Annotated in this window: 7 protein-coding genes and 1 other annotated feature; all 7 genes read right to left on the bottom strand. The window is 46.0% G+C overall.

Annotation, left to right across the window (positions count from 1 at the left end):
• Positions 1–2,124: 2,124 nt before the first annotated feature.
• Complete coding sequence (locus JOC27_RS13185; RefSeq protein ID WP_205007740.1) at positions 2,125–2,364, bottom strand: hypothetical protein; 240 nt, start codon at positions 2,362–2,364, stop codon at positions 2,125–2,127.
• A gap of 134 nt (positions 2,365–2,498) precedes the next feature.
• Positions 2,499–3,563, bottom strand: coding sequence for an iron-containing alcohol dehydrogenase family protein (locus JOC27_RS13180; RefSeq protein ID WP_205007739.1), 1,065 nt, complete (start codon positions 3,561–3,563; stop codon positions 2,499–2,501).
• Entirely contained in the window at positions 3,547–4,221 is a 675-nt protein-coding gene (locus JOC27_RS13175; protein WP_205007738.1) for an MtnX-like HAD-IB family phosphatase, read from the bottom strand. Before JOC27_RS13175 ends, JOC27_RS13180 begins: the two co-directional genes overlap by 17 nt.
• 220 nt (positions 4,222–4,441) lie before the next feature.
• The gene (locus tag JOC27_RS13170) at positions 4,442–5,008 is read right to left on the bottom strand and encodes a competence protein ComK (protein ID WP_205007737.1); all 567 of its coding nucleotides are present in this window, start codon (positions 5,006–5,008) and stop codon (positions 4,442–4,444) included.
• Between the two features lie 250 nt (positions 5,009–5,258).
• Complete coding sequence (locus JOC27_RS13165; protein WP_205007736.1) at positions 5,259–7,616, bottom strand: YfhO family protein; 2,358 nt, start codon at positions 7,614–7,616, stop codon at positions 5,259–5,261.
• An 874-nt stretch (positions 7,617–8,490) separates the two neighbouring features.
• Positions 8,491–9,348 (bottom strand): SAM hydrolase/SAM-dependent halogenase family protein, encoded by an 858-nt coding sequence (locus tag JOC27_RS13160; protein ID WP_205007735.1) that lies wholly within the window; start codon positions 9,346–9,348, stop codon positions 8,491–8,493.
• A 354-nt stretch (positions 9,349–9,702) separates the two neighbouring features.
• Positions 9,703–9,966: a binding site (T-box leader), on the bottom strand.
• A gap of 71 nt (positions 9,967–10,037) precedes the next feature.
• Positions 10,038–10,262 carry a hypothetical protein gene (locus JOC27_RS13155; protein ID WP_239530330.1) on the bottom strand — a complete coding sequence of 75 codons (225 nt, stop codon included), beginning with the start codon at positions 10,260–10,262 and terminating at the stop codon, positions 10,038–10,040.
• Positions 10,263–10,417 lie beyond the last annotated feature (155 nt).

The following is a 10,417-nucleotide window of genomic DNA, read 5'->3' as shown; positions in this document are numbered from 1 at the left end:
GAATAGTTAGACCGAAGATCAGGAGTTGGACCGAACTTGCGAATAGTTAGACCGAACCGGGCAAAAGTTAGACCGAACTCGTGAATAGTTAGACCGAAGTGAAAAAGTTAGACCGAACCGGGCAAAAATTAGACCGAACTCGTGAATAGTTAGACCGAAGCGGGCAAAAGTTAGACCGAACTCGTGAATAGTTAGACCGAAGATCAGGAGTTAGACCGAACTTGCGAATAGTTAGACCGAACCGGGCAAAAGTTAGACCAAATCCCCGAATAGTTAGGCCGAAGCAGGCAAAAGTTAGACCGAAGATTAGGAGTTAGACCGAAGAAAAAGTCGCTCCGAATCTTGAGAGTTGCACCAAATCGAGCAAAAGTCGCACCGAATCCTGGAATAATCGCTCCTAAATCAAGAATAGTCGCTCCGAATTTTGAGAGTCGCACCAAATTGGGAAAATGTCGCTCCGAATCCTGGAATAGTCGCTCCTAAATCAAGAATAGTCGCTCCGAATTTTAAGAGTCGCACCAAATCGAGCAAAAGTCGCTCCGAATCCTGGAATAGTCGCTCCTAAATCAAGAATAGTCGCTCCGAATTTTGAGAGTTGCACCAAATCGAGCAAAAGTTGCACCGAATCCCGGAAAAGTCGCTCCTAAATCAAGGAAAGTCGCACCGAATTTTGAGAGTCGCACCAAATCGGACAAAAGTCGCACCGAATCCTGGAAAAGTCGCTCCTAAATCAAGAATAGTCGCGCCGAATCTTGAGATTGCACCAAATTCGAGCAAAAGTCGCTCCGAATCCTGGAATAATCGCTCCTAAATCAAGAATAGTCGCTCCGAATTTTGAGAGTCGCACCAAATTGGGAAAAAGTCGCTCCGAATCCTGGAATAATCGCTCCTAAATCAAGAATAGTCGCTCCGAATTCCAGGAGTCGCACCAAATCGAGCAAAAGTCGCTCCGAATCCTGGAATAGTCGCTCCTAAATCAAGAAAAGTCGCTCCGAATCCTGAGAGTTGCACCAAATCGAGCAAAAGTCGCACCAAATCCTGGAATAATCGCTCCTAAATCAAGAATAGTCGCTCCGAATCCTGAGAGTTGCACCAAATTGGGAAAATGTCGCTCCGAATCCTGGAATAGTCGCTCCTAAATCAAGAAAAGTCGCTCCGAATCCTGAGAGTTGCACCAAATCGAGCAAAAGTCGCTCCGAATCCTGGAATAGTCGCTCCTAAATCAAGAATAGTCGCTCCGAATTTTGAGAGTCGCACCAAATCGAGCAAAAGTCGCTCCGAATCCTGGAATAATCGCTCCTAAATCAAGAAAAGTCGCTCCGAATTTTGAGAGTCGCACCAAATTGGGAAAAAGTCGCTCCGAATCCTGGAATAGTCGCTCCTAAATCAAGAAAAGTCGCTCCGAATCCTGAGAGTTGCACCAAATCGAGCAAAAGTCGCACCGAATCCTGGAATAATCGCTCCTAAATCAAGGAAAGTCGCACCGAATTTTGAGAGTCGCACCAAATCGGACAAAAGTCGCACCGAATCCTGGAATAGTCGCTCCTAAATCAAGAAAAGTCGCTCCGAATCTTGAGATTGCACCAAATTCGAGCAAAAGTCGCTCCGAATCCTGGAATAGTCGCTCCTAAATCAAGAATAGTCGCTCCGAATTTTGAGAGTCGCACCAAATTGGGAAAAAGTCGCTCCGAATCCTGGGAAAATCGCTCCTAAATCAAGAATAGTCGCTCCGAATTCCAGGAGTCGCACCAAATCGAGCAAAAGTTGCTCCTAATCCAAGAAAAGTTGCTCCAAAATCAAGAAAAGTCGCACCGAATTTCAGGAGTCACACCAAATTGGGAAAATGTCGCACCGAATCCTGGAATAATCGCTCCTAAATCAAGAATAGTCGCTCCGAATTTTGAGAGTCGCACCAAATTGGGAAAATGTCGCTCCGAATCCTGGAATAGTCGCTCCTAAATCAAGAAAAGTCGCTCCGAATTTTGAGAGTTGCACCAAATCGAGCAAAAGTCGCTCCGAATCCTGGAATAGTCGCTCCTAAATCAAGAATAGTCGCTCCGAATTTTGAGAGTTGCACCAAATTGGGAAAAAGTCGCACCGAATCCTGGAATAATCGCTCCTAAATCAAGAATAGTCGCTCCGAATTTTGAGAGTTGCACCAAATCGAGCAAAAGTCGCTCCGAATCCTGGAATAATCGCTCCTAAATCAAGAATAGTCGCTCCGAATCCTGGAATAGTCGCTCCTAAATCAAGAATAGTCGCACCAAATTGGGAAAAAGTCGCTCCGAATCCTGGGAAAATCGCTCCTAAATCAAGAAAAGTCGCTCCGAATTCCAGGAGTCGCACCAAATCGAGAAAATTCACTGCCCATTCCCCCCACCTAAGCGACAAAAAAGGCTGCGCCTAGTCACAATTGACCAGACGCAGCCATTTAAAAATTACCTCATTCCGCTTGTTTTCTACTTCTGCTAACCATCCCATCCATTTCAAAGAACGTATTAGTGCAGAACGCGGTTCAGAATTGGGTCCTCATGAAGAATCTGGTGCGCTTTTTCCCGATATTCAGCGACGTGAAGATATGTGTAGCGCATCGGCTTGATCTCAGGCGCTTGATCGATCGCCTCATCAAACTCAGCGATCGTCATGCCGGTCGTCTCGGCGAAGTCAAAAAAGCCCGTGCTTTCGAGCACTTTACGCACGCGTTCGTAACGGTGATCTTGCACGAGACTCATCAGATAAGTGGCAACACCGACTTGAACGCCGTGCAACTGCGGTTTCTTGGACAAACGGTCGAGCGCGTGGGAAATCAGGTGCTCGCTACCGCTCGTTGGTGCGCTGTTCCCAGCAATTTCCATTGAGATGCCGGCCATTGTCAGCGAATCAACCAATTCTTTGATAAACAAGTCATCGTGAATCGTACCGAAATCGGTCCGGACAAAACTATTAACCGCCTTTTTAGCAATCATTAGCGCACAATCATCGACGCGAGTCCGCCCATTGTTCTCTTCGAAAATCCAATCTTCTGCCGCTGTAATTTTGGAAACTAGATCACCGACCCCTGAATAGATGAAACAGTCCGGAGCGTTCTTAATCACATCAATATCAATAATAATTCCATAAGGCATTTTCGAATGCACCGAGATGCGGCGTCCATGAATCGTCAGCGAAGTATTCGAGCTAGAAAAACCATCATTCGACGTCGATGTTGGCACACTGATAAATGGCCATTTGCGTAAAAGCGCCGTGTATTTCGCGGCGTCAAGCGCTTTACCGCCGCCAATGCCAACAACTGCCTCTGTCTGCGCCGGCAATTGGAAGGCAGCGTCGACCACACTGTCAATATCAATATCAGCAACCTCGCGGTGAACAAGCACCTCGATCCCGCTCGCCGCCAATGAATCGAAAACATCCTTTCCAAGCATGTCCGTTAGACCGGTACCGAAAAAAAGGACCACTTTCTTAAAATCATGGCGACTGAGTAGATGACCCATCTGCGCCATGTTTCCTTTATGGACATCCAGCAAAGTCGGCACAACAATCTGATGATTATCGGCTGCTGACATGTGTGAAGACCTCCTCGTGGTCGGTTAAATAGCGATCCACATCGGCAAAATTGTCGACTGGGACAAACGGATGGTGCTGCTCAGCCAAGAGTCCCTGTAATTTTCCTTTGGCAAAGACCGTATCTGCAAGACAAGCTGCCTCAAGGTCCGGGCGGCTGTCCCCGGCGAAGAAGACGGTCTGATAATCTTTCATCAGGTCCTCTGCAACTTTTTGCTTATTGATCCCGTACATTTCTGAATAATAGCGGCCGGACGGATCGACGTTTAGTCTAATGCCGCGTTCCTGATATCTGCCTGGATTTGAGTATATTTTCACGTTTTCAATGCCGTAATGGGCAAAAATCTTTTTAATATAATAATCGGTTCCGGCACTAATAACGATAAAATCGCCGCCGAGCTGATGCACATGATCAATAACTTTTTTTGCGTCTGGGTCGAACGGAATACTGAGAATATCTTCATCGATGACTGCCTGGTCGCGGTCGATCGTTTGAAAGATGTTTGAGAGATAAGCCAAATCCGTCATTACTTTCTTATCCCAGTCGGCATACAGTTTCTCGGCTTCTTCTTGATGATATTTGTCAATGATCACATGGAAAAAATCCTTATTGGAAAGCGTGCCGTCAAAATCCGAAAGAAAAAGAAACGGTTTTGTCATATAATAATTCTCCTTTATCTACAACTGTTATATTACAGTTTTAAGTATAACAAATGATCCGCTAACCGGAAGATATTGGAAGCGTAACCAATATGTCAATGTAATGAAATTGCGTAACCGCACGGGCTTCTTTAACAAAGTTTTCCCGAAAAAAGTCAAAACTAAGCCTTTTTCAGACAGAAAAACAGCCGGCTCTCCAATCAAGCCGGCTGTTGCATGATTAAGCGCCAACAGTATATGTCCCGCGCGCATTGATTTTGACCGGTTGTGACTTACTTGTTTCACGCACCGCTATCGGGTACATCGGCGTCTGGCTCGTCGCTATTCGCTTACTCAGCGTCAGACGATATTGCGCCGCGCGCATCACTTTTCTGCCTAATGACGACGCATTACCTTTCACGGAGAGGACTTGCTGATTGGAAAATTCAATGCATGCCGTTTGCTTATCAGCCTCTGTCCAGTTTATCACATGCGTGTGCGCGATCCATGCGCAGCCGCGATGTGTCTCCGACATCAGTGCAATCAGAAAGATGCCGAGATCACTGCTGATGCAGACCGGCGGCATACTTTTAAAACCCATACTGCGTGCACTTTTCTTCCTTCCATTATACGTTGAGCCGAAGTAAACACAAGACTCCCTGACAATTTCAAGTGGTCTCTTTTTGCAACGGATTTGCCGATCTTCCTCAAGAACGATCGACTCAAGGCTGCCATCGCTTCCGTCCGCTGGCAGAATCGCAATTGTCTTCTGATTAATCATATAGTTGTCAACAACTTCGGATACCACAGTATCCCTCCTGTTCTGAATATAATTTCTCCGTGGCAATGAGCAACACCAGCAAACGAAAGAAAAGGGAAGCATCGCTGAATGGGGAAAAACAAATCCGCGATGTCAAACGAAGAAGAAAGCGAAAACTATAATTTAATTATATATAAAATTCTTAATAATGCAATCGTTTTCAGATAAAAAGATAATTTATATTCCTCTGTTTCAAACTGACACCGACCTTGTCTCGGTTCAAATTTTCATAAAGCATTTAGAACTTTTTCGCATGGTCCAAATGCGCCGCGTCCTTGATCCCCAGCTGTTTTCGACGCTTGCGTAAAAACGCACTGTGGCTCACATAGCCCGTGAAAAGCAGCAGTGATACAGCCGACACCAGGATTCCGGCGGTAAGCCCCGGTGTCTGATAGGTAAACTGAATGCGATTGTTTCCTGTGGTGACAGGGACAATCATAAAACCGTCCGCATTGATGATTTTCACAGACAGTCCGTTGACCGTTGCCCGCCAGCCCTTGTCATAAGGTACACTGAAAAATACATATTTCGGCTGATCCACGCGGAGATTTGCCGAAAAGCCTTTATTCGAACGGTGAAAATCGCTTGCCGTTTCCGCACGTCGTGCCACGATGTCCTGGTGATAGTATTTCCCGCCAATCTGATTGGTCAGCTGCGTTTGTGGCAGCGGCTCGAGCAGTCCCGCGACTGTTTTCACCTCGCTCTGCGGAATAATTACGGCTTTGAGCAGCACGAGGTGACGATTGAGGATCGGCACTTTGGAAAACTGCTTTTCCGTCAGATAATACTTGTATGTAAAGCCAATGGGAAGCACATCTTTATTCTCGTAGATGTAAATCGTGTTGTAACCATTGTAAAAATGCGCATAAAGCTTTTTGCCACTCATCGGCACAGTTGTCACGTAATAGCGATTCGATAAAAATGGGATTAAACCATAGTAGGAATCTGGGACAATCGTCTTCACCGCGCGCGGCGCGCCGATTGATTGGTAAAATTGAAAAATCGAACCGTTCACCATGCTCGTAAACGAATTGACCGTCGGCGTCGCCGACACCATCGCCAGATTCCAGCCGCCGTCACTGATACTGATTCGGTAATTCTCACTTTTTGGTAAAACTTTCGCCAATTGCTGCCCGGTTTTAACGACCGTATCATCAATCGCCTCTGGTGACTGATAATCGTAGATTGCATGCATCGCGACAATATTAAACAAGGCAAGGCCGGCAGCGAAAACCATTACCAGCCCTGTCGCCCAGCGCCACCAATGCCGAATCGCAGAAAAGCGGTGCAGCAGATAGTAACTGGCAATCAGCCCGGCGGTCGTCGTGCAGAGATAGAAGTTGAATTGATTCATCTGAAAAACGGCACTTTTCTCGCTCAGACTCCACGGGTAAAAAAGCAAAAAAGCCGCGAGCAGCGCATTCGCCATACCGGTGCCAATCAACGCTTTGCCAATTGGATAGCGCGCTCGGTTTTCAAGCACCTGAGCCGTCATCAGCGACATAATCAGCACTGGCATATAAAACCAGCGGGCGTAGTAAGAGGCATTTAACAAATAGAAAAAGCTGTTCAAGAGTGGCACACAAGCCATCGCAGCAAGAATCAGAATCAGGCGACGCTGCCAGCTGCGTTTGGCTGCGATCACGAAAGCAACGACCGCGACGGGTCCGAAAAGCGGCAGGTACGCCCCGCTCGAGGTAAAATCCGAGAGATAAATCGCCGATTGATGCGGCATAATATCGGCCGGCATCAACACCGCCTTGATGATTTCGAGATAGCGGCTGCCGTCGAAAGTCAGCGCGCTCGGTCCGTACAACCACTGATCCAGCCGCGGATTTTGCAGTGTAAAATAAACAGCCGGCAGAAAGAGTATGCAAGCCATACCGATGCCGAGTAGCCCTTCGAAAAAAGTTTTCGGCAAACGGCGCAGCGATTTTTTGAAATCTTCTGCGAGGAAACGGACGCAGAAATAGAGCAGCAGGAAAACAACTTCGCCCATGAAAAAGAAAAAATTAACCGTGGCATTGATCGCAACCGCCGCGGCGAACCACCCGGAACGCTTATCTAGCACCAATCGGTCAAGTCCAACAAGCAGCAGTGGGAAAAATGCGACAACGTCATGAAAATGATTGAACATCAGATTGACTGTTGAAAAGCCCGAAAACGCATAGAGCAACGCGCCAATCATCGCATAGCGACTGTCTCTCACATAGCGGCGCAAATAGGCAAACGCAGCCATACCAGCGACGCAATATTTCAGCAAAAACAGTGGGCCGACGAGATATTGAAAGAACATTGGCGGAAACAGCAGGCTAAGCCAAAAGAATGGACTGCCAAGCGTGTAAAAGCTGTAGGATCCGATAAAATTGCTGCCGAGGTCGGTCGACCAATTCCAGAATAGATCCCCCGTTTTAAAGGCCCTGTTGCTAAGTATGTTAAAAGGAATCTGCTGATAATTAAAATCGCCGACAAGCGAGAACAACCCTTTATGTATCACAAGTTCGGGAATAAATGTCAGCCCTGCTGTGGCGAAGCAGAGACAAAACATCAGCAAATAATCATGCTGTTTTATTTTTCTTATCCATAAACGAATCATCACAAGCTAAACTCCTTCGATCAAATTCAAGAGGTTCCATTTGACGGAATATGTATCAACACAAATCGATGTATTAACCCACTACTAGTATAAAATAAAATGATTAAGCAGCCATCGAATCCTGTAAAATTTCCAAATCTCTGGTGATTTTAGTATGCGCTTTGATTGACCATGCACAACAGTAAAGTTCGGATAAATGAAAGATCGCCGATCACATACAGTGATCGGCGATCTTTCAACATTTTTCGATTTTGGTGCGACTCTTCCGAGATTCGGTGCGACTTTTGCTCGATTTGGTGCGACTCTCAAAATTCGGTGCGACTTTCCTTGATTTAGGAGCGACTTTTCCGAGATTCGGTGCGACTTTTGCTCGATTCGGTGCAACTCTCGAAATTCGGTGCGACTTTCCCTGATTTAGGAGCGACTTTTCCAGGATTCGGTGCGACTTTTGCTCGATTCGGTGCAACTCTCCAAATTCGGTGCGACTTTCCCTGATTTAGGAGCGACTTTTCCGAGATTCGGTGCGACTTTTGCTCGATTTAGTGCAAATACCTAAATCTCAGTTCTAACAAGAGCGATTGAAAAAATGGTCGTTCCGCGACCGCGGAACGTTCCGATTGAATTTCAACAAAAATTTTTCTGTTCAAGGATCAATACTTGTCTTGAGATTCGACTTTACTTTTTTGATTCGACTTTACTTCTTTGATTCGGTCTAACTTTTCCCGCTTCGGTCTAACTCCTGGGTTTCGGCCTAACTTTTCCCCGCTTCGGTCTAACTTTTTACGGGTTCGGTCTAACTTTTCATGATGTATTTAGTCCCTACAGTTCATCAAAAAAATAAAATCCTCTATTTCCCATTTTTTGGCAAGCATGCTTATTTTGCAAGGGTTCCCTGGTATTTTTCAAAGGAGATATGCCAACTTGTGCCTGTTCCGATGCCATAAGCGCGGGCGAATGACCCTTGGTTGATGGCAATGCCGATATTTTCAAGAGAATTGATATAAATCAGTGGTTCGCCAATCGATACGTCGGCAAATGAACGGGCATAACAAATCGTGTTCTCATAGACATAGCGGGTATCGTTTCGTATGGTCACCTTCAAGCGCTCGCCACGGGCGACATTGAGTTCATGAAATTTCTTGCAATCAATATTCGTCCACAGATTGCCGAATCGGATGTCGAGTACATCGATCACGCCAAACACTTTATCTGCTTCGCGGTACGACGGAACAATCGGTAGCTCAACAATTGAATCCACCGGCACTTCATCCCCAAAGTCTTCAAAATTTATTTTTCCGGAGGCGAGCCGTGCACCGGTATAGGCGTAAATATCGCGGCCATAGAACGTGAAGGATTCTCCGGCACTCGGCAGCTTATTCGCCGTTTCATCAAACACATGGACACTTTGAATACCGGCGACTTTTTTGATATGCGTGAGTGTGCCGTTATCCGGGGTGATAATAAATTGATTGCGCGTTGTTTTCGCGATCACACTTCGGCGGGTCGAACCGACACCCGGATCAACGACGGATACAAACACCGTTCCTTCCGGCCAATAATCAATCGTCTGACGCAGTCGGTAGGAAGCCTCCCAAATATTGTATTGTGGAATTTCATGGGTCAAATCATAAATTTTCAGTGCAGGATCGACCGTATTTGCCACACCATACATTGCGCACACGGCACCGTCGACTAATCCAAAATCCGTCTGAAACACTAAGGCTTTGCTCATTAACTATACCCTCTTTCCTTAATTCGCACCGATTAACGTTAACTGCTCGTTGTCCGCCGAATAGAAAAACTTGACCGAATCAAGCCCTTGATGCGATAACCGAGACTCAGTTTTTCTTATTCTTTTTCCAAAAATCTTATACATTCTCAAGCAAATAAGTAAACTTAGCAAAGCGAGGTCTTTTTGTAACAAGTATGCTCCGGTTGCTTGCTTGCCGCGGCGCCGCGCGTCTCCTCAAACAGGCTGGAGTCTGCGGGGCACTTGGCTTGCTTTTCCCGCATGGCCAGCGTACCTGCGCTACATTTTCTCCAAAAGCCCTATACTTTCTTCTTAAAAATAAAAAACCCCGCCCTGTAAAAGGACGAGGTTTGATTCCACGTGTTACCACCTAATTTCACCAACTATTCGCATAGCCGATCTCAGCAAGTACGGAGCCGCTTTTGACTCTTATACTCTGGTTTTTGCAACAAGAACCTTACTTGGCACGGCTTACTTCCATCATGCTTTCAGCGCGTGCAGCTCAGAGGCCATGTTCGAAAGTCTGCTTTTACCCTTTTCCACCAACCGGGCTCTCTGTGAAAAAACGTACTTTCTACTTCTTCTCTTCATCGCTTTTGGTTATTTAATTTGACTGATTGATGCTATTATTTACAACTTTTCAGAATTTGTCAAGTGAATGTTTTCAACGCTTATAAATGGCCAACATGATGCAGTAAATGCCTCTGTCGGGCGCTGACGCCTTTTCCATCTTGAAGATGGAGGCGAATCGTTTTATCAAAAAGCAGAATGAAATAGCCGGTGCATAAAAAGCTGATCGCTGTTCCGAGACTAATGCCAATCAGATGGTGGCGAATAAGGCCGATGCTCAGTCCAATTGTCAGCGGAATACCGAGTGAAATCCGCTGAGCAAGCACAACGTTACCTTTTAAGTATTTCTCACGGAGGATTTTCAGCATATCATCAAAAGGATGAAGCTATGTGTAAAATGTTTCTCGGAGAATTAAATTCGGATTAGCGCCTGAGGATGGATCGGGACGCTGTTCTTACTTCCAGCCATGTTCCTTTATTC

Origin of the sequence: Sporolactobacillus spathodeae, assembly GCF_016908935.1 — a bacterium.
Lineage (GTDB): Bacteria > Bacillota > Bacilli > Bacillales > Sporolactobacillaceae > Sporolactobacillus > Sporolactobacillus spathodeae.
Note: the sequence above shows the minus strand (reverse complement) of the source record. Positions and strands in the feature narration are given on the sequence as shown.